The organism is Arthrobacter sp. RAF14 (assembly GCF_052114185.1).
In the GTDB taxonomy this organism is placed as follows: domain Bacteria; phylum Actinomycetota; class Actinomycetes; order Actinomycetales; family Micrococcaceae; genus Arthrobacter_E.
Genome location: NZ_JBFREG010000003.1, coordinates 55595 through 81406 on the forward strand (window position 1 = coordinate 55595; position 25812 = coordinate 81406).

At 68.0% G+C, this 25812-nt stretch carries 26 protein-coding genes; 20 read left to right on the forward strand and 6 right to left on the reverse strand.

Annotated elements, in window-relative coordinates; all coding sequences use genetic code 11:
* Positions 1–72 precede the first annotated feature (72 nt).
* Together AB4Y75_RS10550 and nadE are read right to left on the reverse strand one after the other, a co-directional pair.
* Entirely contained in the window at positions 73–681 is a 609-nt protein-coding gene (locus AB4Y75_RS10550; RefSeq protein ID WP_441435838.1) for a CG0192-related protein, read from the reverse strand.
* Between the two features lie 4 nt (positions 682–685).
* Positions 686–1513, reverse strand: a complete 828-nt coding sequence (nadE, locus tag AB4Y75_RS10555) for an ammonia-dependent NAD(+) synthetase (protein ID WP_441435839.1) — start codon at positions 1511–1513, stop codon at positions 686–688.
* 278 nt (positions 1514–1791) lie between these two features.
* Between nadE and AB4Y75_RS10560 the strand changes: the two genes are divergently transcribed.
* The 5 genes from AB4Y75_RS10560 to AB4Y75_RS10580 all read left to right on the forward strand — a co-directional run bounded on the left by AB4Y75_RS10560 (position 1792) and on the right by AB4Y75_RS10580 (position 5824).
* Positions 1792–3183: an MFS transporter gene (locus AB4Y75_RS10560; protein ID WP_441435840.1), complete on the forward strand. Its 1392-nt coding sequence runs from the start codon at positions 1792–1794 to the stop codon at positions 3181–3183.
* A gap of 9 nt (positions 3184–3192) precedes the next feature.
* Positions 3193–3762 (forward strand): orotate phosphoribosyltransferase, encoded by a 570-nt coding sequence (gene pyrE / locus AB4Y75_RS10565; RefSeq protein WP_441435841.1) that lies wholly within the window; start codon positions 3193–3195, stop codon positions 3760–3762.
* Between the two features lie 13 nt (positions 3763–3775).
* Entirely contained in the window at positions 3776–4804 is a 1029-nt protein-coding gene (locus AB4Y75_RS10570; RefSeq protein WP_441435842.1) for a thioesterase domain-containing protein, read from the forward strand.
* Between the two features lie 78 nt (positions 4805–4882).
* Complete coding sequence (locus AB4Y75_RS10575) at positions 4883–5401, forward strand: phosphoribosyltransferase (RefSeq protein WP_441435843.1); 519 nt, start codon at positions 4883–4885, stop codon at positions 5399–5401.
* Positions 5402–5482: 81 nt separating this feature from the next.
* Positions 5483–5824, forward strand: coding sequence for a hypothetical protein (locus AB4Y75_RS10580; protein ID WP_441435844.1), 342 nt, complete (start codon positions 5483–5485; stop codon positions 5822–5824).
* 72 nt (positions 5825–5896) lie between these two features.
* On the opposite strand, the gene AB4Y75_RS10585 is transcribed toward AB4Y75_RS10580, so the two are convergent.
* Positions 5897–6721, reverse strand: coding sequence for an HAD-IIA family hydrolase (locus AB4Y75_RS10585; protein ID WP_441435845.1), 825 nt, complete (start codon positions 6719–6721; stop codon positions 5897–5899).
* 181 nt (positions 6722–6902) lie between these two features.
* Here AB4Y75_RS10585 and AB4Y75_RS10590 point away from each other — a divergent pair, with 181 nt between their 5' ends.
* The 4 genes from AB4Y75_RS10590 (at position 6903) to AB4Y75_RS10605 (ending at position 10643) form a co-directional block, all read left to right on the forward strand.
* Positions 6903–8186 carry a hypothetical protein gene (locus tag AB4Y75_RS10590; RefSeq protein WP_441435846.1) on the forward strand — a complete coding sequence of 428 codons (1284 nt, stop codon included), beginning with the start codon at positions 6903–6905 and terminating at the stop codon, positions 8184–8186.
* Between the two features lie 194 nt (positions 8187–8380).
* Positions 8381–9010, forward strand: a complete 630-nt coding sequence (locus AB4Y75_RS10595) for a TrmH family RNA methyltransferase (protein WP_441436028.1) — start codon at positions 8381–8383, stop codon at positions 9008–9010.
* Positions 9011–9195: 185 nt separating this feature from the next.
* On the forward strand, positions 9196–10218 hold the full coding sequence (gene fbaA, locus AB4Y75_RS10600; RefSeq protein ID WP_441435847.1) for a class II fructose-bisphosphate aldolase: 1023 nt from the start codon (positions 9196–9198) through the stop codon (positions 10216–10218).
* A 2-nt stretch (positions 10219–10220) separates the two neighbouring features.
* Positions 10221–10643, forward strand: a complete 423-nt coding sequence (locus AB4Y75_RS10605; RefSeq protein WP_441435848.1) for a DUF3151 domain-containing protein — start codon at positions 10221–10223, stop codon at positions 10641–10643.
* Between the two features lie 90 nt (positions 10644–10733).
* Here AB4Y75_RS10605 and AB4Y75_RS10610 read toward each other — a convergent pair whose 3' ends face one another.
* Positions 10734–12308, reverse strand: a complete 1575-nt coding sequence (locus tag AB4Y75_RS10610; RefSeq protein ID WP_441435849.1) for an AMP-binding protein — start codon at positions 12306–12308, stop codon at positions 10734–10736.
* 257 nt (positions 12309–12565) lie between these two features.
* On the opposite strand from AB4Y75_RS10610, the gene AB4Y75_RS10615 reads away from it, so the two are divergent.
* The 11 genes from AB4Y75_RS10615 to AB4Y75_RS10665 all read left to right on the forward strand — a co-directional run bounded on the left by AB4Y75_RS10615 (position 12566) and on the right by AB4Y75_RS10665 (position 22650).
* Positions 12566–13255, forward strand: a complete 690-nt coding sequence (locus AB4Y75_RS10615) for a SipW-dependent-type signal peptide-containing protein (protein ID WP_441435850.1) — start codon at positions 12566–12568, stop codon at positions 13253–13255.
* A gap of 3 nt (positions 13256–13258) precedes the next feature.
* Positions 13259–13804 carry a signal peptidase I gene (locus tag AB4Y75_RS10620; protein WP_441435851.1) on the forward strand — a complete coding sequence of 182 codons (546 nt, stop codon included), beginning with the start codon at positions 13259–13261 and terminating at the stop codon, positions 13802–13804.
* Positions 13801–14547, forward strand: a complete 747-nt coding sequence (locus AB4Y75_RS10625) for a hypothetical protein (RefSeq protein ID WP_441435852.1) — start codon at positions 13801–13803, stop codon at positions 14545–14547. The genes AB4Y75_RS10620 and AB4Y75_RS10625 overlap by 4 nt, the downstream gene beginning before the upstream one ends.
* Positions 14548–14549: 2 nt before the next feature.
* Entirely contained in the window at positions 14550–15047 is a 498-nt protein-coding gene (locus AB4Y75_RS10630) for a SipW-dependent-type signal peptide-containing protein (protein WP_441436029.1), read from the forward strand.
* Between the two features lie 90 nt (positions 15048–15137).
* Positions 15138–16427 (forward strand): adenylosuccinate synthase, encoded by a 1290-nt coding sequence (locus AB4Y75_RS10635; RefSeq protein ID WP_066214710.1) that lies wholly within the window; start codon positions 15138–15140, stop codon positions 16425–16427.
* A 180-nt stretch (positions 16428–16607) separates the two neighbouring features.
* A complete protein-coding gene (locus tag AB4Y75_RS10640; protein WP_441435853.1) occupies positions 16608–17063 on the forward strand; it encodes a CoA-binding protein in 456 nt (151 codons plus the stop codon).
* A 93-nt stretch (positions 17064–17156) separates the two neighbouring features.
* Positions 17157–17555, forward strand: coding sequence for an MmcQ/YjbR family DNA-binding protein (locus AB4Y75_RS10645; protein WP_441435854.1), 399 nt, complete (start codon positions 17157–17159; stop codon positions 17553–17555).
* 582 nt (positions 17556–18137) lie between these two features.
* Positions 18138–19547 carry an N-acetylglucosamine/diacetylchitobiose ABC transporter substrate-binding protein gene (ngcE, locus tag AB4Y75_RS10650; protein ID WP_441435855.1) on the forward strand — a complete coding sequence of 470 codons (1410 nt, stop codon included), beginning with the start codon at positions 18138–18140 and terminating at the stop codon, positions 19545–19547.
* 92 nt (positions 19548–19639) lie between these two features.
* A complete protein-coding gene (locus AB4Y75_RS10655; protein ID WP_441436030.1) occupies positions 19640–20542 on the forward strand; it encodes a carbohydrate ABC transporter permease in 903 nt (300 codons plus the stop codon).
* On the forward strand, positions 20539–21426 hold the full coding sequence (locus AB4Y75_RS10660; RefSeq protein WP_441435856.1) for a carbohydrate ABC transporter permease: 888 nt from the start codon (positions 20539–20541) through the stop codon (positions 21424–21426). The genes AB4Y75_RS10655 and AB4Y75_RS10660 overlap by 4 nt, the downstream gene beginning before the upstream one ends.
* A 261-nt stretch (positions 21427–21687) precedes the next feature.
* Positions 21688–22650, forward strand: coding sequence for an endonuclease domain-containing protein (locus AB4Y75_RS10665; RefSeq protein ID WP_441435857.1), 963 nt, complete (start codon positions 21688–21690; stop codon positions 22648–22650).
* Between the two features lie 93 nt (positions 22651–22743).
* On the opposite strand, the gene purL is transcribed toward AB4Y75_RS10665, so the two are convergent.
* Together purL and purQ are read right to left on the reverse strand one after the other, a co-directional pair.
* Complete coding sequence (purL, locus tag AB4Y75_RS10670; protein ID WP_441435858.1) at positions 22744–25053, reverse strand: phosphoribosylformylglycinamidine synthase subunit PurL; 2310 nt, start codon at positions 25051–25053, stop codon at positions 22744–22746.
* Entirely contained in the window at positions 25053–25811 is a 759-nt protein-coding gene (purQ, locus tag AB4Y75_RS10675; RefSeq protein ID WP_441435859.1) for a phosphoribosylformylglycinamidine synthase subunit PurQ, read from the reverse strand. Before purQ ends, purL begins: the two co-directional genes overlap by 1 nt.
* Between the last annotated feature and the right edge of the window lies 1 nt (position 25812).

The window sequence follows — 25812 nt, forward strand, 5'->3', positions numbered from 1 at the left end:
AGGCAGTGCCACTGACCGTCCGGGCCGCCGCATCTCAACGCGGAGGCAAGACGTCAGCCCGGGGTTACGAGTTCAGCCCAGCGCCGCGATGACGGCCTCGCCGTCCGCCCAGGTGGCCACGAGCCGACGTCGGCTCGGGCCTGAGACGGATGGGATCCGCGCTACGAGCAGTCTGTCCTCCCCGGAACCCGCCACGGCGAATCCGTCTTCGGCGGAGACCGACGCAGGAGCCGCGGCTCCAACGTCGTCGGCCACGACCGTCCGCACCCGCACGTCCGGTTCGGGGCGCTGCACGACGGCGCCGGCGTCGTCGTGCACTTCGAGTGCCGCCTGCTGCTGCTCGCCCCGCAGCGCGCGGAGCAGCACGTCCCGGCCGACCGGGTCCCCGACGCCGTCGTACACCCAGCGGGTGCCGAGCACGGAGTGCTCCATGGTGCCGATGAGCCACTCCGCCGCGCCCTCCAGGGGAGCCGCGCGGTAGGTGAGCAGCACGTGGACCGTCTCCGTGCCGTGGCGGAGCAGGAATCCTTCGATGCCGACCTCGCCGTCGGGGTCGTCGAAGCGGTAGCTCCCGAGGCGCTCCAGGTTCCCGCCGGTTCCCGCCCACGGCTGCCGGGCGAGCCAGGGCTCCAGGAGTTCCAGCTTGGAGGGCGTCAGCGTTGCGCGGTGGATGACGGCCACGGCGTCAGCCCTGCTTCCACCACTCGTCGTGGATGGTGACCGGGGTGGTGCGCTTGTGCCGGGTGCGCAGGTACTTCTCCTCGATCGCCGCCGCGACGCCCTCGGGCACCTCGCGGCCTTCGAGGTAGTCGTCGATCTGGTCGTAGCTGATGCCCAGTTCGTCCTCGTCGGTGCGGCCCGGCTTGCCGTCGAGGAGGTCGGCCGTCGGGACCTTCTCCCAGACCTGGCGGGGCGCGCCCAGGTGCTCCAGCAGCTGACGGTTCTGGCGCTTGTTCAGGCCGAAGAGCGGCAGCACGTCCGCCCCGCCGTCGCCGAACTTGGTGAAGAATCCGGTCACGGACTCGGCTCCATGGTCGGTGCCCACCACCAGGTAGTTGTGCTCTCCGGCCAGGGCATACTGCGCCACCATGCGGATACGGGCCTTCACATTGCCCTTGTTGAAATCGGAGATCTCGGATCCGGTGGTCTTCAGGAACTCCTCCTCCACACCGTCCACGCCGGGGCCGACGTTGAACGTCCACTCGGTGCGGGCGTCGATGAACGCGAGCGCCGCCTGAGCGTCGTCCTCATCGTGCTGGACGCGGTAGGGCAGGCGGACCGCGACGAAGTCGGCTTCCACCCCCTCGGAGGAGAGCTTCTCCACAGCCAGCTGACAGAGCTTCCCGGCCAGGGACGAGTCGACTCCGCCGGAGATCCCCAGCACGAAGCCGTTGGTCCGTGTCGCCCGCAGATAGGACGCCAGGAAGTCCACGCGTGCCGCGACCTCGGCGGCGGGGTCGATCTGGGGCTTGACGCCCATTTCCTCGATGATCTGGGCCTGAAGTGCGCGCATACGCCCAGGGTACCCGCACCACGTTTCGCGAGGGTTACACCCGGTGCGGTGCGCCGGAGGAGGCTGCGGGTGCGCGCCCGGGGCACGGGCGAGGCGCGGCCACGAGCGCGGCCACGAGCGCGGCACGACGCCGGCCCGCAGCAGCGGTTCCCCGGACGGGCCCCGGTAGCCCACGGTTCCGCCGTCCGGGGGCAGAATGGAGCTGTCGGCACCCGCCGTCCTCCTCCCGTGACCACCCTGAGCGGGAGGAATGCTCTGCAGAACCGGAGTACCTCGGTATGAAGACCGGCCCCGCCGCCCAGCGGCTCATCCTCTGGATCACCATCCTCGCGTCGTTCGTCTCGTTCCTGGACGGCAGCGTCATCAACGTCGCCCTGCCGGCCATCGACCGCGAGTTCGGCGGGGGACTGGCCACTCAGCAGTGGGTGGTGGACGCGTACCTCATCACCCTCGGCGCGCTCATCCTCCTGGCAGGCTCGCTGTCGGACGTCCTCGGCAGGATCCTGATCCTCCGGATCGGCCTGTTCGGTTTCGGCGTGACGTCGCTCGTCTGCGCCTTCGCCTCCACGGCCGAGGTCCTGATCGTGGGCCGCGGTTTCCAGGGCGCCGCGGCGGCGCTGCTGGTGCCGAGCTCGCTGGCACTCATCACGGCGAACTTCAGCGGACCGGCCCGGGCCAAGGCCATCGGCCAATGGACCGCAGGCACCACGGTGGCGTTCATCGCGGGGCCGATCCTGGGCGGGGTCCTGGTGGACACGGTCGGCTGGCGCGCCGTGTTCTGGATCAACGTCCTGCCCATCGCCGTGACCCTGTACCTGCTGGCGGTGCTCGGCATGAGGGACGTCCGGGCCCAGGGCGTCCGGATCGACTACGCCGGAGCGGTCCTCTGCGTGCTCGGGCTGGGTGGTCCGGTGTACGCATTGATCGAGCAGGGGAACCTGGGATGGGGGAACCCGGGCATCTGGGTCCCGTTCGTGGCCGGGGTGCTCTGCCTGGCGGGATTCCTCTGGCGGCAGGCCACCGCGAAGCAGCCGCTCATGCCCTTGAGCCTGTTCACCGTGCGCAACTTCGGTGTCGGCAACATCGCCACCACCTTCATCTACGCGGCGCTGTCGATCGGCGGCCTCATCGTGGTCCTCTTCCTCCAGCAGGTGGCGGGATACCCTGCCACTCTCGCCGCCCTCGCCACGCTGCCGATCAGCATCCTGAACATCGTGCTGTCCAGTTGGTTCGGGTCTCTCGCGGGACGCTACGGGCCACGGTGGTTCATGGCGTCCGGCCCCATTCTGGGCGGGGCGGGCTATCTGCTCATGGTCACCACGACGACGCCGGTCGACTACTGGACCCAGCTCCTGCCGGGGATCCTGTTGTTCGGCGTCGGGCTTTCGGTGACGGTGGCGCCGCTCACGGCCGCGATCCTCGGGTCGGTGTCGGAGGAGCAGTCCGGCATCGGTTCGGCCGTGAACAACGCGGTGGCCCGGGTGGCGGGCCTGGTGGGCGTGGCCGTCCTCGGGCTCATCGTCGGGCCCACCCTGGACCTCGACGGCTTCCACCGCGTCCTGATCGTCACGGCGCTCCTGCTGGTGGTGGGCGGCCTGGTGTCCGCCGTCGGGATCCGTAACCCGCCGTCGGCCGAGACCGCTGGCGGCGTGACGGCCGCCAGTCGATAAACTTCTCGTATGACTGCCCTCGACGCCTCCGCCGCGCGCGCCCGCCTGCTCGAACTCATCAAGGAACTCGCCGTGGTCCACGGCAAGGTCACCCTGTCCAGTGGCAAGGAGGCCGACTACTACGTCGATCTGCGCCGCATCACCCTGCACCACGAGGCGTCCCGCCTGGTCGGCCAGGTCATGCTCCAGCTGCTGGACGACGCCGGGATCGAGTTCGAGACCGCGGGCGGACTCACCATGGGCGCCGACCCCGTGGGCACCGCGCTCATGCACGCCGCCGGTGACGCGGGCCGCTCCATCGACGCCTTCGTGGTCCGCAAGGCCCAGAAGTCCTACGGCATGGGCCGCCAGGTGGAAGGCCCGGGCGTGGACGGCCGTGACGTCGTGGTCCTCGAGGACACCTCCACCACCGGCGGCTCCGCGCTGACCGCCATCGAAGGCGTCCGCAACGCGGGCGGCAACGTCAAGGCCGTGGCCGTGATCGTGGACCGCAACACCGGCGCCAAGGAAAAGATCGAGGCCGAGGCGGGCGTCCCCTACCTGTTCGCCTTCTCCAAGGATGAACTCGGACTCGACTGATCTCCCGCCCCCTGTGCCCGGGCCTGAAGGTCCGGGCACAGGGCACGACGACGACGGCGGCGCGGCCCGCCGTCGTGATCTGGCCTCCCTGCTGCGCACTGCGGACGGGATGCGCCGGCTCTCGCGCCGCGGTTTTCTCTGGCTGGGCGGCGCCTCCGCGATCCTGACCGCGGACCTCGCCTACACCCGGGCCATCGCCGAACAGCGGCGGCTCACCACGATCCTCACCCTCGGCGACGACTCGCCCGGAGACGCCCCCGCCGACGCGGGCTGGTTCCTTCTTCCGGGCTTCAAGACCAGCTGGGATGAGGCCCGGTTCATCCTGACGTCCCTCAAACCGGCGATCGGCCGCTGGGGGCGGATGGCCGCGGTGGGGTATTCGAACCTCGGACTGTCCGTGTACGACGTGGTGGACGCCATCGCCGCGTCGATCCGGCTGCGGAAGATCCGCTACGTGTTCCTCTACGGGCACAGTTTCGGCGGCATGCTCGCGGTGGAGACGGCGGTGCTGCTGTGGGAGCGGCACCAGATCCAGGTGCGGTTCATCCTCCTCGACTCCAGCCCCGCCAGCCGCTATGACGTGCTGGATCAGGAGTCGTTCGACGGTGTGGTGTACAGCTACGAACGCGGCGTCCCGATCCCCACGATCGTCCGCGGCGGGTACGAGCTGGGCGAGCGGATCGTGAACAAGCACGAGCGGACCTGGCGGCAGGTTCTGGAACAGACGGCCGAGCAGCTGAGCCCGCTGGCGCCGTCGTCGTTCCTCATCCAGAGTGAAGCCGCCTACGTGTACGGTTTCGATCTGCGCTTCCTGGCCGGGCGGCTGCCGTACACGAGCCTGGTGTTCATCGGCAATCCGGGGGACGGCACGGTGGACTACTTCACGGCGCGCCAGGGCTGGCGGAACGCGTTCCCGTCCCGGTTGCTCAGCTCCGACATCGAGACCCTCGGTGCGATTCCCGCCCATGCCAGCCCGCAATGGAGCCCGCAGGTCTACCACCCGATCCTCGAGCAGATCATGGACCGGCACTTCCCACTCTGAACACTCCGCCCTGGGTGGCGTGCTGTCGCGTTCGGCGCCGACTACCCGCGGAAGCGGGCGCACCGGTAACTTTGGTACATGGCAAACAACCTTGATGATTCCGGGGTGGACGTCCTCCCCGAGCCCGAACGTGAAGTCCTCACCTGGGACACCTTCGGCGACGCTTCGCGCGAGCTGGCCCAGACCGTGGTGGACAGCGGGTTCCAGCCGGACGTGGTGGTGGCGATCGCTCGTGGCGGCCTGCTCCTGGCCGGCTCCATCGCCTACGCCCTCGGGGCCAAGGCATGCGGCGCCCTGAACGTGGAGTTCTACACCGGAATCGGCACCGTGCTGCCCGAGCCCGTGGTCCTGCCGCCCATGCTGGACGAGGGCGCCCTGCACGGCAAGAAGGTCCTCCTGGTGGATGACGTCTCCGACTCCGGCCGCACCCTGGCGAAGGTCGTGGAGCTGATCGGCGACTGGGGCGCCGAGGTGAAGACCGTCTGCCTCTACACCAAGCCCCGCACCATCCTGGCGCCGGACTTCGAGTGGCGCCGCACCGACAAGTGGATCACCTTCCCGTGGTCCGCGCTGCCGCCGGTCGAGCCTGCGGTCTGACCTTCGGTCTCATCTTCCGGCGGGCCGGATCCCGGCTCGCCGTCTCCGCTCCGTCGCGAGCGCATTCCTGAGGAGGACGGTATGAGCGTTTCCGGGCAGCCCCTGCCGGACGGTGTGATCCCCTACGTCGATTTCCACCAGGGGGAGCGGCGCCTGCTGACGCTCCAGGTGACCACTCAGAACGTGATGGCCTCGGGCCGGTTCCGGCCCGTGGTCAGCATCGATGGCCGCAGCTACGTGGTCTTCTGGGGGTACATGACCTTCGAGATCCCGGCGGACCGCTCCTGCCATGTCAGCGTGCATATCGAGGCCGACTACATGACGCAGACGGCTTCCGCGCTCTTGCCTCCGGGCCGTGACCTCACGCTCGCGTACGCGACCGACTACGCCACCGGCCTGGGCCGGCTGGGCCCGGCGGCCTGAGCCGGCCCAGGCTGAGCCGGCGGCCTGAGCCGTCTCGGCCTCGCCCCTGCCAAGGGCTGCTCGGATCTGGTCTCAGATCTGGTCGACCAGCGCGGCGACGCTGGAGAGCACCTGGTTGGGCCGGAACGGGTAGGAGCTGATCTCCTCGGTCCGGGTGATGCCGGACAGGACGAGCACCGTGTGCAGGCCGGCCTCCATGCCCGCCACGATGTCGGTGTCCATGCGGTCACCGATCATGGCGGTGGTCTCGGAGTGGGCGTCGATCCGGTTCATGGCCGAACGGAACATCATCGGATTCGGCTTACCGACGATGTACGGCTCGCGGCCCGTGGCCTTGGTGATGAGGGCGGCGATGGCGCCCGTGGCCGGCATGGGGCCTTCCTTCGACGGGCCGGTGGCGTCCGGGTTGGTGGCGATGAAGCGGGCCCCGGCCAGGATGAGGCGGATGGCCATGGTGATCGCCTCGAACGAGTAGGTCCGCGTCTCGCCGAGCACCACGAAGTCGGGGTCCTGGTCGGTGAGGATGAAGCCCGCCTCGTGGAGCGCCGTCGTCAGTCCGGCCTCGCCGATCGTGTAGGCGCGGTTGCCGCTGTCCGAGCTGCGCACCTGCTCCTTCAGGAACTGGGCCGTGGCCAGCGCCGAGGTCCAGATGTTCTCCTCCGGCACCTCAAGACCGGAGGACGCCAGGCGCGCGGCCAGGTCCCGGGGCGTGAAGATCGAGTTGTTCGTCAGGACGAGGAAGCGCTTGGAGGTGTCCACCCAGCGCTGGATCAGCTCGGCGGCTCCGGGGATGGCGTGGTTCTCATGAACCAGCACGCCGTCCATGTCGGTGAGCCAGCATTCGATCTCCTGACCGCTCCGGTGGTTTCGCAAGGGGCTGCGTTCGGCGTCGCTCATGGTTCCTCCTCAGATGGGACTGTCTCCACTGTACGTTCCGCCCTCTGTCTGAACAGAACATGAAATTCCCGTCATGACTGGCGCGACAGCCCAGGATGTGGCGGAATTGGATATAGTCCTCCATTGAATCCAATGACTTGATTTAATGGATCCGTCACTCCTCCTCCTGAAAAGACCTCCCATGGACCCGAACACCGAGCCTGAACAGCCGCCCACCGGCAGCACCCGTCCCCTGAACCCCGGGGACCTCCCCGGCCAGCCGCCCCAGAATCCGCAGCAGCAGAACCCGCAGCAGCAGAACCCGCAGCAGCAGTGGGGATCCCCGCCGCAGAACCAGACCGGTCAGCCCCAGTACCCGGGGAACCAGTACCCGGGGAATCAGAATCCCGGCCAGCAGTACCCGGGGAGCCCGAACCCGGGCCAGCAGGGTGGCCAGTACCCGGGAGCCTCCTACCCGGGCCAGGCGCCCACGCAGTCCTACCCGCAGCAGCCCGGCCAGCAGCCCGCCCAGCAGCAGTCCTTCCAGGTGCACATCCCGGAGGAAGAGGACCACACGGTGCTCCGCAACGGACTCCCGCCCGTGCCGCCGCCTCCGCACTCCGGGAACCGCAAGACACTGGCGATCGTGCTCGGCAGCATCGCCGCCGGCCTGATCGTGGTCCTCGTGGTGGTGTTCGCCTGGCTGATCCCCGCGATGTCGGTCAGCAAGGAGCCCCGGGCCGTCGACACCGCCTCGCAGCAGAGCAGCCCCGAGTCGAGCCCGGAGACGACCTCCGGGGATCAGCCGTCCGAGGAGCCCTCCCCGGCCGACACGGCGGCCCCCGCCGTCTCGATGCCGGCCGGCGCCACCCCTCTCCCGGAGGAGTGGAAGGTCTACAAGAGCCCGGATGGCGCGCCGGTCGACGGCGACACGAAGTTCAGCCGCTTCGTCACGGGTGAATCCAGCTTCGCCCGTCTGAAGGAGTGGTCCACGGACGTCAGCCTCGGCATCACCAAGGACCCGGAGAGCGGCCAGGAGATGCAGCGTGCCGCCGCCGGGACCAACCAGCTCGATTCGGATGGCCTGTCCGTGGCCTTCTCCTTCTTCGCCGAATCCGAGTCGCAGAAGTACGGCTCCGATCCGGCGAAGATCAAGAGCCTGATCAAGCAGCTGGAGACCAAGCTCAGCGGCATGTCGCAGGACCAGCTGGCCTCCGTGGTGGTGAGCCACAAGTGCGCCTCGGACTTCCGCACCACCAAGCCGGAGATCCGGTCCTTCCTCCGCGGCCTCGCCGTGGTGGTCGGTTTCGAGTGCAAGACCTCCCAGGGCGACGCCATCCAGGGCGTCAACCTCTTCACCATCACTCCGTGGGGCACGCCTCAGCTGCTCGGCGTGAGCGGCCACCAGAGCTACTGGGAGCAGCACCCGGGCCTCATGGCGGAGCTGGCCAACTCGTTCCGCATCAACAAGTGGCGCATGCCCTGAGCGGCTCGTCCCTCACGCCCGGTCCTGTCTGAGACCGGCACTCCGCGCAGAGCCCGGGCCTTCGGTCCGGGCTCTGCGCGTCCCACTACAGTTGAGGGGTGACTGATCAGACCTCCGGTGACCCCGGCCTGCCCGCCCCCGCACAGGACACGGACCACGACGGCGGGTCCCGCGCCGTCGTCGAGCCGGACTCCGTGCCGGCCGGCCCGGCGCATGAGGTCGGCGTCGGCCCCTGGGAGGGTCCCAGGCCCGAGGGGGAGCACTGGGATCCGGAGCTGCTGGAGCACGGGGACCGTCGCAATGTCCTGGACCAGTACCGATACTGGAAACATGACGCGATCGTGGCCGAGCTGGACACCCGGCGGCACGATTTCCACGTGGCGATCGAGAACTGGCAGCACGATCTGAACATCGGCACCGTGGTCCGCACGGCCAATGCGTTCCTGGCCAAGGAGGTCCACATCATCGGGCGCCGCCGATGGAATCGGCGCGGGGCCATGGTCACCGACAAGTACCAGCACATCCGCCACCACCCCACGGTGGACGACTTCGTGGCCTGGGCGCAGGGCGAGGGACTCACGATCCTCGGGGTGGACATCTTCCCGGACTCGGTGCCGCTGGAGACGTACGACCTGCCGAAGAACTGCGTCCTCGTGTTCGGGCAGGAGGGTCCGGGGCTGTCCGAGGAGGTCCACCGCGCGGCCGAGGCCACCTTGTCGATCGAGCAGTTCGGGTCCACCCGCTCCATGAACGCCGCCTCGGCCGCGGCGATCGCGATGCACGCCTGGGTCCGGCGTCACGTCTTCGGTCAGCGCGTCTCCTGAGCCTCCCGGCATCGATCCCGGGGCCGCGCCGCTCACGCCCGGGCCTGCGCCGCGTCATGATCCGGGCCACATTCCATGCCCGCCTGCTTGCTGGCTAGGATGGGTTCAGTCACGCGGAAATAGCGCGAATCGGTCGGCAACATCCCTGCTGCCCGGCCCATCCCGTTGCATCACCAGGAGTCAGCATGCCTATCGCAACCCCGGAAATCTACGCCGACATGATCGACCGTGCCAAGGCAGGCGGCTTCGCCTACCCGGCCGTGAACGTCACCTCCTCGCAGACCCTCAACGCGGCCCTGCGTGGTTTCGCCGAGGCCGGCTCTGACGGCATCATCCAGGTCTCCACCGGCGGTGCGGCCTACTGGTCCGGCGCCTCCGTCAAGGACATGGTGGCCGGTTCCCTGGCGTTCGCGGCCTTCGCCCGTGAGGTGGCGAAGAACTACGACATCAACATCGCCCTCCACACCGACCACTGCCCCAAGGACAAGCTGGACGGCTTCGTCCTGCCGCTGCTCGCCGCCTCCGAGGCCGAGGTCAAGGCAGGCCGCAACCCGCTCTTCAACTCCCACATGTGGGACGGCTCCCACGAGGAGCTCGGCGAGAACCTGCGCATCGCCCGCGAGCTGCTGGACCGCACCGCGGCCGCCAAGATGATCCTCGAGGTCGAAATCGGCACCGTCGGTGGCGAAGAGGACGGCGTGGAGAACGAGATCAACGAGAAGCTCTACACCACCACCGAGGACGCCCTGGCGACCATCGAGGCTCTGGGTTCCGGCGAGAACGGCCGCTACATCACGGCCCTGACCTTCGGCAACGTGCACGGCGTGTACAAGCCGGGTGGCGTGAAGCTGCGTCCCGAGCTGCTCAAGAAGATCCAGGAAGAGGTCGGCGCCAAGATCGGCAAGGCCAGCCCGTTCGACCTGGTCTTCCACGGCGGTTCCGGCTCCTCCGAGCAGGAGATCGCGGACGCCGTCTCCTACGGTGTCATCAAGATGAACGTGGACACGGACACCCAGTACGCGTTCACCCGCCCGGTGGCCGGCCACATGTTCAGCAACTACGACGGCGTGCTGAAGGTCGACGGCGAGATCGGCAACAAGAAGGCCTACGACCCGCGCGTCTGGGGCGCCTCCGCCGAGGCCGGCATGGCGGCCCGCATCGTCGAAGCCGCGCAGCAGCTCGGTTCCGCCGGCAAGAGCGGCAAGTAAGCATGTCCGACGAGTTCCGCTCGAACCTCCTGGGCCCTGAGCCCACCAAGCTCCCGGCCGAGACCGAGGTGTACCAGCACCTGGCCCTCGGCGCGCATCCGCAGGAGCTCGTGGCGAAGTACCCGTCGTCATCCCTGCTCTGGGCCCTCGCGGCCGAGCAGGCCTGGGCCGAAGGCCGGACCGTCGAGTCCTACGCCTTCGCCCGGGTGGGCTATCACCGCGGCCTGGACGCCCTGCGCCGCAACGGCTGGCGCGGCGCCGGACCCATCCCGTGGGAGCACGAGCCGAACCAGGGGTTCCTCCGGGCGCTGCACGCCCTGGGCCGCGCGTCCGCGGCCATCGGCGAGCCGGAGGAGCCCGAGCGGATCGAGAAGTTCCTGAACGACTCGGACCCCACGGCGAAGGCGGCCATCGAGGCCCTCTGAGCCGAGCCTGAACGACGCCTGAACGACGACGGCGGCCGGTCACCGGAAGGTGACCGTCGGCGGGTGTGATGATCTCCGCCGTTTCCGGTTTCAGCCTTTCCGCAGCTCGCGGCGCAGGATCTTGCCGGAGGCGGATTTCGGGATGGCGTCCAGGAACTCCACCTGCCGGACCTTCTTGTGCGGGGCGACATGGGCCGCCACGAAGTCCATGACCGCGGCGGCGTCCAGCTCCGACCCGGGCTGCCGCACCACGAAGGCCTTGGGGACCTCCTGGTGGTCGTCGTCGTAGGCGCCCACCACCGCGACGTCGGCCACCTCCGGATGCGTCAGCAGCAGGGCCTCCAGCTCGGCGGGCGGGATCTGGTAGCCCTTGTACTTGATGAGTTCCTTGAGCCGGTCCACGATGCTGACCACGCCGGTGGAGGACACCGTGGCGATGTCGCCGGTGTGGAGGAAACCGTCCGCGTCGAGGGTCTCGGCGGTGGCTTCGGGCAGGTTGAGGTACCCCACCATGACATTGGGCCCGCGGCAGAGCAGGTGCCCCGGTTCGCTGACGCCCTCCGCCGGAGGATCGATGTCCTCGCCGGTGGCCAGGTCCACGATCCGGATGTCCATGTTCGGCACCGTGTAGCCGCAGCTGCCCAGCGGCACGCCCTCGGCGGAGCGGGGGATCAGGTGGGAGACGGGGCTCATCTCGCTCATCCCGTAGCCCTGCAGCATGGTGCAGCCGAGGCGTTCGGCCACGGCGTGACCCAGTTCCTCGTCCAGGGGAGCGGCGCCCGAGAGCGCGGTGTGGACGCTGGACAGGTCGTATTCCGCCACCAGGGGGTGCTTCGCCAGGGCCACGGCCACGGGCGGGGCGATGAAGAGATAGCTGACCCGGTGCTCCTGGATGATCCGCAGGAATTCCGTGAGATCGAACTTGGGCATGGTGACGAGGCGCGCGCGTTCGGCCAGTGCCAGGTTCAGCAGCACGGTCATCCCGTAGATGTGGAAGAACGGGAGGAGCGCCAGCAGGACATCGTCGCGGCTCACTTCCAGGAGCGCCCGGCTCTGCTGGACGTTGGCCACCAGGTTGCGATGGGTGAGCATCACGCCCTTGGGTTTTCCACTGGTGCCGGAGGAGAAGGGGAGCGCCGCGATGTGCGTGGCGGGATCGAGGTGCACCTCGGGCGCAGGGTGGCCCGCCGTCAGAACGTCCTTCAGCGAAGGGTGGCCCGGGGCGCCGTCCAGGACCACCAGCCGGTCCGCCGGGATGCCCTGCGCGGCCGCTGCGGCCTCGGCGCGCTCCAGGAACGGGGAGATGGTGAAGAGCCAGCCGGCTCCCGCGTCCTCGAGCTGGTGTCCCACCTCCTCCGCCGTGTAGAGGGCGTTGACCGTGGTGGCCGCGGCGCCTGCGCGGAGGATACCGTGGAATACGGCCGCGAACGCGGGGATGTTGGGGGAGAACAGTCCCACCACATCACCGGGCCGTACGCCGTGGGCCGCCAGATAGCCCGCGATCGCGTCGATCTGTGCCACGAGCGTCCCGTAGTCGGTCTGGGCGCCGGTGGTGCCGTCCACGAGTGCGATCCGCTCCCGGTCCTTGTCATCCAGCGACGCGAAGAGGTAGTCGTGCACTGTCACATCGGGGATGTCGACGTCGGGGAACGGGCTGCTGAACACGGGACCTCCTGCGTGCCGGTGCCAGGCGCTGTCAGGGCCGCGGCGCCTTGGTTACCGGTCAGTATGGGCGATCACGGCTCAAATGGCGAGGGGTCCCCACAGCCGGGAGGTTGCGACTTGACAACATCGCTTCTCGCGCATCGGCACTGGTTGACACGGTGTGCCGCCGATGGTGCACTGAAATGAGCACATCATGGCAGCACTACGGGGGCCACGTGCATTTCATCACTCAACTGCTATGACAGGGCATCATCACCATGGAGAATCAATCCACCACTCGTCCATTCCGTTCCCGGAAGGTCCGCGCCATCCTGGCCGGAGGTCTCGTCCTCGGGGTGGGTGCGGTCTTCACCCTCGCCGCCTGGACCGACAATGAATGGGTCTTCGGCCAGAACGACGCCGGAACCGGCGGCCCGGGCACCAAGACGTACCAGATGGAGCAGAACACCTGGACCGGGACCGCGGGCGCCGCGGCCTGGAGCGACCAGAGCGCCAAGAACGGTGGAGCCCTGACGTTCGCCGTCAACGCCGACAAGCTGGTCCCGGGCAGCACGGTCTACGCGCCGATGCAGCTCCGCGCCGCCGCCGGTTCCGAAGCGCTGACCGCCACCCTGGCCGAAGGCGTGCAGGCCACGCCCGTGGTGGACCCCACCAACAACTCGGCGCTCTACGCCGCCCTGACCTACTCGGCCAAGTCCGGCGTGACCAAGGCCCAGTGCAATGCGGCCGGTTTCGGCGCCAACGGCGCCGTCCTGGTCGCCGCCGGCCAGCTGCTGACCGCAACGTCCGCCACCCCGATCAGCCTGCCTGCGGGCGTGGACGCTGCAACGGCAGGGACCGGCGTCGACGTCTGCCTGGCGATCACGCTTCCCACCAGCGCGGATCCCTCCTTGCAGGGCAAGAAGACCACTCCGCTCTGGCGCTTCACCAGCACCGTCGGTTCCTGATCGGTGCTGACGCGCAGCATCAGGACGGTCCGCGAGGTTCTGCTGAGCGTCGCGGCCGTCCTGGGCCTGCTGTGTCTGCTGTCCGTCCTGGCGGCCCTGCTGTTCGGCGCAGGATTCGTGGTGTTCCGGACCGGCTCCATGGAGCCCGGCTATCCGGTGGGCGCCTTGTCGCTCACCGTCAGGGTTCCCGCTGACCAACTCAAGCCCGGGGAGGTGGCCTCCGTGACGCGTCAGGGCACCAAGACCCTGGTCACGCACCGCGTGGTCTCCGTGACGCCCGAACCCGGAGCCGGGAACGGTGCGGCGACCCTGGTGCTGAAGGGAGACGCGAACAGCTCCCAGGATCCGGTGCCGTATCACGTGACCACGGCGCAGCGTGTGGTCTTCACGGTTCCCGTCCTGGGTTCCTGGGTCATGGCCACTCGTGGTCCTTGGTTCCTGGGCGCCGCCACTCTGGTGATCGCCGCACTGGTGACCTGGGCCTTCTGGCCCCACCGGGAACCGCGGCACCGCGGAGGGCAGCAGGCAGGGCCTCAGGAGTCCTCATGAGAACGGTCGGACGCCGCACTGCTTTGCTGCTCCTGAGCTTCGCCGTGCTGTGCGGGACCGCCGGTGCGGCAAGTGCAGCGGACCAGGGCGGGACCTTCACCTCCGTTCCGGAGACCGGCGCACCGGGCCACCTGCAATTGGCCTCCTCGCCGTATCCGTTGGTCTTCCCCGCGCTCCGGGCCGGGCAGCAGTACAGCTGGCAGGTCCGGCTGAGGATCGCGGAGGGGACTCCGGCCGGCACGGCTCTCCGGCTCAGCGCGACGGGCCCGCTCGCCGCCACCGGGGGCTACCGGATCACCGTGCGCGAGTGCTCCGCACCCTGGACCGGCGCGAGCGGCGTGAATGCGGAGCTCCGCTGTCCCACGCAACCCGTGCTGCGTGTCGACGGTCTGGCGCTGAAGTCGGTCGATCCGCAGGCCAGCGTGCCCCTGGAAGGTCTGCCGCGGGGCCGGGACTCGTATCTGGCGGTCTCGCTGGACGCCCCGCAGGGGACTCCGGCGGCACCGCGCGGCAGCCTGCGGCTCGGTCTCGGGATCACGGCGCAATCGGATGACGACGCCGGAACCACCCCTCCCGGTGAAGGTCACCTGGGCTCCACGGGCTTCGAGGGAAGCCGGTTCGCGCTGCTGGGCGGCGGCGCGCTGTTGGCCGGAGCCGCCTTGTGGGCTGCATTCCGGAGGGGTCCCGCAACGGTGACACGGGGCGAAGGCCATGACGAGGAGAAGGACGGAGGAGCATCGTGAGGATGCGGGGCGGGATCGCCGCAGCGCTGGCCGCGTGCGCCGTCGTCGTCTCCGCCGTGCCCACGTCCGCCGCGTGGAGTGACCGCGAATGGACCGCGGGCGCCGGCATCGGGGCTTACACGGTGCCCCCGGCAACGCTGACCAGGGCCTGCGCGTACAACGCCGGCATCGCGGGACTCGGAGCCAAGGTCATCATCTATTGGAAGCCACCGGCCGGATTCACTCTGACCGATGCCACTGTCTACGCATCACAGAGCGGCCTCGGGTCGGTGCTGGCTCCTCTGACGGGTTTCTCCATGACCTCGAACACCACCGGCACCACGTCCGAGTACACCACCAACGTCCCGGTCAACCTTCTCGGCGGTCTCCTGGGGCTGGGGACCGACCTGGAACTCGCGATCGTCATCAACAGCGGCACCTGGCCTTCCGTCCCGGTCAAGGTCCGCGCCAATCCGGGGCTCGTGGGCGGTCTTGGCGGGTCCTGCACGAATATCGGGTGACCGTCGTGAACCAACCCGATGCGGGCTGTCGGCCCCGGTCGACTAAGCTGGGTAGGTCAACGCCCCTGCCGAATCCTCGGGGAGGATCTAATGCCAGCAATCGTGATCGTCGGAGCCCAGTGGGGCGATGAAGGCAAGGGAAAGGCCACCGACCTCCTGGGCGGGCGCGTGGATTACGTGGTCAAGCCCAACGGCGGCAACAACGCCGGCCACACCGTGGTCGTCAACGGTGAGAAGTACGAGCTCAAGCTCCTTCCCGCCGGCATTCTCAGCCCCAACGCCATCCCGGTGATCGGCAACGGCTGCGTGGTGAACCTCGAAGCACTGTTCCAGGAGATCGACGGCCTGGAAGCCCGCGGCGCGGACACCTCCCGACTGCGCGTCTCCGCCAACGCCCACCTCGTGGCGCCGTACCACCAGGTGCTGGACAAGGTCACCGAGCGATTCCTCGGCAAGCGGGCCATCGGCACCACGGGCCGCGGCATCGGCCCCGCTTACATGGACAAGGTCGCCCGCCTCGGCCTGCGCGTCCAGGACGTCTTCGACGAGTCGATTCTCCGCCAGAAGGTGGAGGGCTCCCTGCACCAGAAGAACCAGCTCCTGGTGAAGGTGTACAACCGCCGCGCCGTCGAGGTGGAGGAGATCGTCCAGTATTTCCTCTCCTTCGCCGAGCGCCTGCGCCCCCTGATGATCGACTCGACCTATGAGCTGAACAAGGCCCTGGACGAGGGCAAGGTGGTCCTCATGGAGGGCGGCCAGGCCACCTTCCTGGATGTGGACCACGGCACCTACCCGTTCGTGACCTCCTCGAACCCGACGGCGGGCGGCGCCTCCGTGGGCTCGGGCATCGGCCCCACGCGCATCTCCCGGTCGATCGGCATCATCAAGGCGTACACCACCCGCGTGGGCGCCGGGCCGTTCCCCACCGAGCTGTTCGATGACATGGGTCTCTACCTGCAGAAGACCGGCGGTGAGTTCGGCGTGAACACCGGCCGTCCGCGCCGCTGTGGCTGGTACGACGCCGTTCTGGCCCGCCACGCCTCCCGCGTCAACGGCTTCACCGACTACTTCCTCACCAAGCTGGATGTCCTCACGGGCATCGAGCAGATCCCGGTCTGCGTCGCGTACGACGTCGACGGCGTCCGTCACGATGAGATGCCCATGACCCAGACGGACTTCCACCACGCGAAGCCCATCTTCGAGTACTTCCCGGGCTGGACCGAGGACATCAGCGGCGCCAAGACCCTGGAGGATCTCCCGGAGAACGCCCGCGACTACGTCCTGGCACTGGAGCGCCTCTCCGGCACCCGTTTCTCCGCCATCGGCGTGGGCCCGGACCGTGAGCAGACGATCGTCGTCCACGACCTGATCGAGGACTGAGTACTCAACACCCTTCCGAGGGCCGGCGACGCCTTGGCGTCGTCGGCCCTCGGTGTGTCCGGGCGGGTCCGTCAGACATTCCCGGAAGCGGCGCATCGCACGCCGCAGCGAGGAACGAGCGAAGGCGTGTGTCTAAGCCGCGTGGGAATGGCTGTCGGACCCTGGGCATAGGCTAGGGGCATGGCACACGTCAACGATCCCGCCGTCATCGAGAAGCTCATCACCACGAAGGGCCGCTGGGCCGTGGTGGGGCTGAGCACCAATCAATGGCGCGCCGCCTACGACGTGTCCCTCACCGTGCGCGACCGCATGGGGATGGAGATCGTCCCCATCAATCCCAAGGGCGAGGACGTCCACGGGGAGAAGGGTTACACGCTCCTCTCCGAGGTTCCGGGTCAGGTGGACGTGGTGGAGTGTTTCGTGAACTCCGAGCGCGTCGGCGCCGTGGTCGATCAGGCCATTGAGGCCGGTGCCAAGGCGGTCTGGATGCAGCTCGGGGTGGTGGATGAGGCCGCGGCCGAACGAGCCGAGGCCGCCGGGCTGGACGTCGTGATGAACGAGTGCCCGGACCGGGTGCTGCATCAGTGGGCGCAGCAGGGCCGCCGCCTGGACACGGACGGCGCCCCGACGGCCTGAGCGCCGCACACGCAGTACACGACGACGGCGGGTGAGCGCGCGTCGTCGTGCCCGGTTGAGAGCCGCACGGCGGCCTGGTGAGGAGGAACGGTCATGGACGCCCGTGAGCTGCGCGAATTCTGCCTGGGGTTCCCGGGCGCCATCGAGGATTTCCCGTTCGACCCGGACATCTCCGTCTTCAAGGTCGCATCCGAGGTCGAGGGTGCGCGGCACCCCGCGAAGATGTTCGCGCTGACACGCCTGCGCGCCGAACCGCTGTCCGTGAGCCTGAAGTGCGAGCCCGTCCTGGCCCTGCAGCTGCGGGCGGGCTATCCGCAGATCACCGGGGCATGGCATCTCAACAAGAAGCACTGGAACGGGGTGCTCCTCGAAGGGCTTCCCGACGCGCTGCTCCGCGACATGATCGAGGACTCGTATGACCTGGTGGTGTCCGGCCTGAGCCGCCGGCAGCAGGAACAGCTGGAGTGGAAGGGCCTGGTCGAACGGGGCTGACCGGGCAGGGTGGCGGGGCCGGACCGGGCAACAGGGACGCCCTGGGCCGGACCCCACCACTTCTCCCAGGACCAGGTCCCGGGCACCGGGTGACCGCCTCCTAAAACAGTCGCCCTGTCACCCGCGGAGGGAATCCCCCGATTCCCGTCCGCAGGCGCGCAGCACGCGCTCCGGGGGGCTACCCCTGAGACCGCCGTGCCGCGTACTGTGCAGGTTAGCGCCGAGTGGAGAGCCCACCCCCAAGTAGTGACTACTCGATTCTCGACGGCGTCACGGGCCGTGCCCGGTCCGTGACCGGCCTATGATCCGGGCCGGATCGTAGTCCGGGGCGGGGGAATGGGGAGCTGATCTGCGGCGATCCTCGTGAGGGCCCCAGCCGAGTGGGGCTCCGAAACCTCGCGGACCCCTGGCGGTTATGAAATCGCAATGAAAGAAGTTGATCAAAACTCCCAGGAAATATTGCGTTTCGCTCAAAGATGGTGTTGCATATCACACAGACGAGGGTCTGTTTGGATCCAGGTCACGCTGGTCGAAGTCGCAGATGACCCGCCCAGCTCCTTAGAGTCATCGGAAGGTAACGATATGAAAATGCAGAACCAGCCGTTCGCGCGGCGTGGATTCCTCCGGGGGGCGCTCGCCACGGCTGCGGTCATCCCCATGGGTGGCGCATTGGCTTCCTGCGCATCCGGCGGTGACAGCGGCACCCCCGCCGCCACCGGCAACGTCTCTGCAGAGAACCCCTTCGGTCTGGCGGACAAGGCCACCGTTGACGCGGTGATCTTCAAGGGTGGCTACGGTGTGGACTACGTGGAGTTCGCAGCCAAGACCGCTGAGAAGAAGTTCGCCGGGAGCACCTTCAAGGTCGCGGCGTCGTCGGCCATCTCCGCCGAGCTCCAGCCGCGCTTCGCCGGCGGCAACCCGCCGGACCTGATCGACAACTCCGGTGCGCAGTCCATCGGCATCTCGACCATCCTCGAGCAGCTCGAAGACCTCAAGTCCGTCGTCGACGCCAACAACTACGAGGGCACCAAGATCTCCGACACCCTCTACGAGGGCGTGCTGGCTCCCGGCACCTTCGGTGACAAGGTCGCCGCGATCAACTACGTGCTCACCGTCTACGGCCTGTGGTACTCCGCCTCCCTCTTCAAGGAGAACGGCTGGACCGTGCCGAAGACCTGGGACGAGGCGTTCGAGCTCGGCGAGAAGGCCAAGGCCAAGGGCAAGTTCCTGTTCCTCTGGGGCAAGGAAGCGGCCACCTACTACCAGGAACTCGCGTTCGCCTCCGCCATCAAGGAAGGCGGCCAGGAAGTCCGTCTGAACATCGAGAACCTGAAGCCGGATGCCTGGAAGCAGGACGCCATCGTGAAGGTGTTCAAGGCCCTGGAGAAGCACATCAAGGCCGGGCACTTCAAGCCGGGTGGCTCGGGCACGCAGTTCACCGCCGCCCAGGCCCAGTGGTCCAACGCCCAGGAAGCGCTCCTCTACCCGTCCGGTTCCTGGATCGAAAACGAGATGAAGGACCAGACCAAGGCGGACTTCCAGATGACCGGCACCCCGGTGCCGACCGTCACCTCCGGATCGAAGATGCCGTTCGAGGCGCTGCACTCCGGCGCCGGCGAACCCTTCATCGTTCCTTCCCAGGGCAAGAGCGTCGCCGGTGGCAAGGAGCTGCTGCGCGCCATGCTCTCCAAGGAGGCGGCCACGAACTTCGCCAAGACGAAGCTCTCCCCGACCATCGTCAAGGGCACCGTTCCGGCGGACGGCTTCGGTTCCACGGCTCTGGTCTCTCAGACCAAGATGCTCGACGCCGCAGGCAAGAACGTCTTCAACTGGCAGGTCTTCGACCTGTACGGCACCAACAAGGACCAGCTGGTCGTGTGGAACGCCTTCCTCGACGGCAAGAGCTCCGCCGACGAGCTGGCCGATGCACTGCAGAAGATCTCGGACAAGGTCGCTGCCGATTCGTCCATCAAGAAGGTTGAAATCAAGTGACCCTGCCTGTTCCGGGCACCACCACGGGCGGCGGCCTCCCGGCCGCCGCCCCGCGGCGGCGGAAGCAACTCACCTGGGACAAGGTCAGCTTCATGCTGGTATTCCTTGGCGTTCCCCTCGTGATCTACGGGCTTTTCGTGGTGTGGCCATTTCTTCAAGCCTTCTACTACAGCCTGACGGACTGGTCGGGCTTCTCCCCGAAGTTCAACTTCGTCGGACTCGCGAATTACGTCAAGATCTTCCAGGACGATCTGTTCCTGAAGGCGCTGGGCAACAACATCCTGCTGCTCATCGTGGTGCCGCTCGTGACGATCGTCCTCTCCCTGGCACTCGCCGTCGTCGTCACCGTGGGTGGCAGCAGCAAGGGCCAGGTCAAGGGACTCAAGGGCTCCAGCTTCTACCGCGTGGTCTCCTTCTTCCCGTACACGATCCCCGCGATCGCCATCGGCATCATGTGGGGTCAGATCTACGACCCGAGCGGCGGCCTGCTGAACGGCCTGCTCCGGGCGATGGGCCTTCAGAACTTCAAGGATTTCGCCTGGCTGGGCAACTCCAACACCGCGATGTTCGCCTCCATGTTCGTGATCATCTGGGGCTTCGTGGGCTTCTACATGGTCCTCTTCATCGCCGGTATCAAGGGCATTCCCGCGGAACTCTATGAGGCGGCCCGCATCGACGGCGCCGGGAGATTCCGCACCGCGGTGAGCCTGACCATCCCGATGATCCGCGACAACATCCAGACCGCCTACGTCTACCTGGGCATCCTCGCCCTCGACGCCTTCGTCTACATGGCGGCCCTCTTCCCGAACGCCGGTGGACCGGAGAACACCACGCTGGTGATGTCCCAGCAGCTGTTCTTCACCGCGTTCCAGCGTGGCCAGTTCGGCACCGCGACCGCCATGGGTGTGGTCATGGCCGTGGCGACGCTCATCTTCTCAGGACTCGTCTTCCTGGTGAACCGGCTGACCGGTGGTAAGGATCAGGAACTCGTATGAGCATTCTCAACAAGACGAAGGCTCCCGCAGGGCACGTCGAGCGTAAGGCCGAGTCGACGGCGAGTGACCGCGTCGTCGCAGGGACCAGCCATGTGGTGCTGATCCTGTGGTCGGCCATCGTGGTCCTCCCTCTGCTCTGGACGTTCATGTCCTCCTTCAAGTCCTCCGCGGAGATCTTCGCCTCGCCGTTCGCCCTGCCGAGCGTGTGGCGTTTCGACAACTACACGCGTGCCTGGACCGAAGCAGGCATCGGACAGGCCTTCGGCAACTCGCTGATCCTGGTGGGGGCGTCCCTGGTCCTCGTCATGCTGCTGGGCGCCATGTCGGCGTACGTGCTGGCACGCTTCAAGTTCTGGGGCAACCGGTTCGTCTACATCCTGCTGCTGGCGGGCAACACCTTCCCGGTGTTCCTGGCCATGGTGCCGTTGTTCAAGATGCTCGAGCGGATGCACCTGCTCAACACCCTCTTCGGCCTGATCCTCACGTACGTGGGCTTCGCTCTGGCCTTCACGGTGTTCTTCCTGCACAGCTTCTTCAAGAATCTGCCGGGTGAGATCGCCGAGGCGGCCGCGATCGACGGCGCCGGTGAGTGGCGGACGTTCTTCCAGATCATGCTGCCGATGGCGAAGCCGGGCCTGGCTTCCGTGGCGATCTTCAACTTCCTCGGTCTGTGGAACCAGTTCCTCATCCCGGTGACGATCAACGCGGCCGGCCCCAAGGTGCTGTCCCAGTCCCTGGCGGCCTTCGCGCAGCAGATGGGCTACGCGGTGGACTTCGGCGCATTGTTCGCGGCCGTGACCATCACGGTGATCCCGGTGCTCGTGGTCTACATCATCTTCCAGCGTCAGCTGCAGGGCTCGGTGTCCCAGGGCACGTCCCGCTAGAGCCGAAATCCACGGCACTGCACGACGGCCGGACTCTCCGAAGCCCCGAATCAAGGCCCCCGCACCGCACGACGGTCCGGGGGCCTTGCCGTACCCCCACCCCACCCGTACCCCGCCTCGCCCCTCTCCTCCTTCCATCGACTGCTCCATAGGATGTCGTTTTTGAGGGATATCGGGGCGGAATGACCTCCTATGGAGCAGTCGATAGGGGCTGTGGATAACCGGACGCATCATCAGCGGATTCGGTGTTTGATGTGGTTCATGACGATCAAGAGACCGCTGCCCGGGGCGGAGCTGACAGGTCCCTTTGGAACGCGGTCCGCCGCGAGTTCGGGCTACTCGACCCGGGTGCTCCGTCGTCTGGAAGCGCAGCGTCTCGGCAAGGGGGTCTGGTCGTGGTCCTTGGCGGACGTCAATGGTGTTCCAGAAGGCCTGAGCGGCGCCGCCCTGGCGCAGTGGATCGCTCCGTTCCTCGAGACCAACCGCGGCGTGGCGGCCTCGCTCTGGACAGCTGCCAGGATCTGGGAACTGGCCGTGTGGGGCCGGGGCGATCGACGGATCCACGTCCTCCGGCCCGACACCGCCGCCGACCTCGCACGGCCTTTCGTCGAAGCCCATCGGGCCAGGCTCCTTCCGGGGGAGGTGTGCTGGTTCGAGGGCGTTCCGGTCACCACCCCGGCCCGGACGTGGCTCGATCTCGCCGCCGTCGTGACGCTGGAGGAGCTCGTGGTGGTGGGGGATGCCTGCATCCGGATCCCGCGGCCGGACTTCGAACCCCGGACCGAGCCGCACGCCACGCTCGAGCAGCTCAGCGGCGTCGTGCGGGGCCATCGGGGCAAGCGGGGGATCAGCTCCGCGCGGGCAGCCCTTGATCTCCTCAGGGTGGGGGCGGACTCGCCCCAGGAGACGCTGCTGCGGTTGGCGTTCGAGCGGGCCGGGTTCCCGGAGCCTTCGGTGAATCCCCGGGTCACGGTGCCCGGGTCCGGGGACGAGTTCCAGCCGGATCTGGCCTTCACTGAGTACCGGGTCGGAGTGGAATACGACGGCGAGCACCACAGCGCGGCCGCGCAGGTGGGGCGGGACATCCGGAGAGCGGAGAAGTACGCGCGGACGGGATGGCTGGAAGTGAGGCTCTCGAAAGAGCACACGCTGGACGACCATCGGCTCGCGATCCGGAAGGTCCGTGACGCCCTGGTATCCCGTGGCTGGCGAAAGGCCGCTTAAACGACCATCGACTGCTCCATAGGATGCCGGAATCCGCCGGAAAGGGCGGAAAACGACATCCTATGGAGCAGTCGATGAGGGGGAGGGGAGGGGTCAGCCGAAGTACTTCGGCAGCGTCCCCTCGTGGGCCTCGCGGAGAGCGTCGAGCGGGAGAGCGTCCACCCCGTTGATCTCCAGGGTGCCGGAGGCGGAATCCACGACGCCGATGCGGGCGTGGGCGAAGCCGCGGGCCGTGCACATGTCGTTGAAGCGGACCTCTTCGGAACGCGGCACCGACACGATGGCGCGGGCCTGAGACTCGGAGAACAGCAGCGTGAACAGGTCCACGCCGTCACGCTCAGCGACCTCGCCGAGGCCGATCCGGGCGCCCACGTTGTAACGCAGCGCCGACTCGACCAGAGCTGCGGCCAGGCCGCCCTCGGAGAGGTCGTGCGCGGCGTCGACCATGCCGTCACGGGAGGCGTTGATGAGGATCTCACCCAGCGTGCGCTCGGCGGCGAGGTCCACGCGAGGCGGCAGGCCGCCCAGGTGACCACGCAGCTTGGACCACTCGGAGCCGTCCAGCTCGGCCGCCGTCGTGCCCAGCAGGTAGATGGCCTGGCCATCCTCACGCCAGCCGGACGGGGTGCGGCGCGCGACGTCGTCGAGCTTGCCGAGCACCGCGACCACGGGGGCGGGGTGGATCGGCGTGGTGCCGGTCTGGTTGTACAGCGAGACGTTGCCGCCCGTGACCGGGACACCCAGCTCCATGCAGGCGTCGGAGAGGCCGCGGATGGACTCGGCGAGCTGCCACATGACGTCCGGATCCTCGGGGGAGCCGAAGTTCAGGCAGTCGGAGACGGCCATGGGCACGGCGCCGCCGGTGGCCACGTTGCGGTAGGCCTCGGCCAGCGCCAGCTGTGCGCCCTGGTACGGGTCCAGGTAGGTGTAGCGGCCGTTGGCATCGGTGGAGAGCGCGACGCCAAGGCCGGTCTCCTCGTCCACGCGGACCACGCCGGCGTCATCCGGGAAGGCCATGGCGGTGTTGCCGCCGACGTAGCGGTCGTACTGCTTGGTGATCCAGGACTTGTCGCACATGTTCGGCGACGCGACCAGTTCGGTCACGGCGGCAGCGAGCTCGCCGGAGGTGGCGGGACGGCCGGCGTCCTGCACGGACCCGGTGAAGGTGTCCGCCTGCAGGGCGTCCTGCCAGGACGGGCGGGCGTAGGGGCGGTCGTAGACCGGGCCGTCATGGGCCACGGTCTTCGGGTCCACGTCCACGATCACTTCGCCGTCCCAGGTGATGATGAGGCGGCCGGTGTCGGTGACCTCACCCAGCCAGGAGTACTCCACGGCCCACTTGTCCATGACGGCCTCGAACGCCTCGACGTTCTCCGGCGTCACGACGGCCATCATGCGCTCCTGGGACTCGGACATGAGGATCTCGCCCGGGGTCAGGGTGGGGTCACGCAGCAGGACGCTGGTGAGTTCCACCTGCATGCCGCCGTCGCCGTTGGAGGCCAGTTCCGAAGTGGCGCAGGAGATGCCCGCGGCGCCCAGGTCCTGGATGCCTTCCACGAGGGAGTGCTTGAACAGTTCGAGGCAGCACTCGATGAGCACCTTCTCGGCGAACGGGTCGCCGACCTGGACGGCGGGGCGCTTGGAGGGCTTGGTGTCGTCGAAGGACTCGGAAGCCAGCACGGAGGCGCCGCCGATGCCGTCGCCACCGGTGCGGGCGCCGAACAGCACGACCTTGTTGCCCTTGCCGGAGGCGTTCGCCAGGCGGATGTCCTCGTGGCGCATGACGCCCACGGCGAGGGCGTTCACCAGCGGGTTGCCCTGGTAGACGGCGTCGAAGACCATCTCGCCACCGATGTTCGGCAGACCCAGCGAATTGCCGTAGCCGCCGATGCCCGCCACGGCGCCGTGCATGACGCGGGCGGTGTCCGGGTGGTCGATCTCGCCGAAGCGCAGCGGGTCCATGACGGCCACGGGGCGGGCGCCCATCGAGATGATGTCACGCACGATGCCGCCGATGCCGGTGGCCGCACCCTGGTAGGGCTCCACGAACGACGGCGAGTTGTGGGACTCGATCTTGAAGGTCACGGCCCAGCCGTCCCCCAGATTGGTGACACCGGCGTTCTCGCCGATGCCCACCAGCATGTCCTTCTTCATCTCCTCGGTGACCTTCTGGCCGAACTGGCGCAGGTGGTTCTTGGAGGACTTGTAGGAGCAGTGCTCGCTCCACATGACGGAGTACATGGCCAGCTCGGCGCCGGTGGGGCGGCGGCCCAGGAGCTTGACGATCTCCTCGAATTCGTTCTGCTTCAGGCCCAGCTCGGCCCACGGCAGTTCGACCTCGGGGGTGCCCGCGGCGTTGGCCACGGTGTCGATGTTGAACTTGGCAGTGGTTTCCTGGGTCATCACTTTCCTCCCACGATCTGGGTCAGCACGGAGGTGAAGAAGCCGAGGCCGTCCACCGAGTGGCCGCCGTCCTGCTCCGGGCCGAAACCGGCTTCCACGGCGTGCTCAGGGTGCGGCATGAGGCCGACCACGTTGCCCGCGGCGTTGGAGATGCCGGCGATGTCACGGCGCGAGCCGTTCGGGTTGAAGCCGACGTAGCGGAACACCACGCGGCCCTCCGCCTCGAGCGCGTCGAGCGTCTTCTCATCGGCGATGTACTGGCCGTCCTGGTTCTTCAGCGGGACCGTGATCTCCTGGCCCTGCGTGTAGTCGGCGGTCCAGGCGGTGTTCGCGTTCTCCACGCGCAGCACCTGGTCGCGGCAGATGAACTTCAGGTGGTCGTTCTTGATCATGGAGCCCGGCAGCAGGTGGGACTCGGTGAGGATCTGGAAGCCGTTGCAGATGCCGAGCACCGGCAGCTTGGCGTCCGAGTTGGCGGCGTCCACGATCTTGCCCATGAGGGGCGCGAAGCGGGCGATGGCGCCGGCACGCAGGTAATCACCGTAGGAGAAGCCGCCGGGGATCACCACGGCGTCCACCTCCGCGAGTTCGGTGTCCGCGTGCCACAGGGCGACGGCCTCGGCGCCGGCCAGGCGGACGGCGCGCGCGGCGTCACGGTCATCCAGCGTGCCGGGGAAGGTCACGACGCCGATCCGGGCGCCGGCGAGAGGGGTGATGGCCGCCGCGGCGACCTCACCGATCAGGGGGATTTCGGTCATG